General features: G+C 79.5%; 1 pseudogene. It reads left to right on the forward strand.

The window, feature by feature from the left end:
- Positions 1-322, forward strand: a pseudogene (locus tag G3I65_RS09140) (murein transglycosylase); the annotation flags it as partial.

The raw sequence follows: 322 nt of genomic DNA on the forward strand, positions 1-322 counted from the left end.
CGCCCCCGCCGCACCGGCACCGGCGCCGCGCTCCGGGAGCGCCGCGGTGCTCACCCGGCTGATCGTGGTCCTCGCCGTGCTGGCCGTGGCCGGCGGCGGCATCTGGCTCGTCACCCGCGCGGCGACGCCCGAGGCGAGCCCGCTCACCACCGAAATCCCCGCTCTGCAGGTCAAGGCCGCCGACGTCCGCCCGGGGTCGGTCGCCCCGGCCGGCGGCGCCGTGGCGGGCGGTGCCGAGCAGCAGACGTCTCCCCAGCAGGCCCGCAGCACCGGCCCGGCGACGCTGTCGCAGTGGGCGAGCCAGGTCGCGGCGGTCACGAAC

This window comes from Amycolatopsis sp. SID8362 (genome assembly GCF_010550475.1).
GTDB classification, from domain to species: Bacteria; Actinomycetota; Actinomycetes; order Mycobacteriales; family Pseudonocardiaceae; genus Amycolatopsis; species Amycolatopsis eburnea.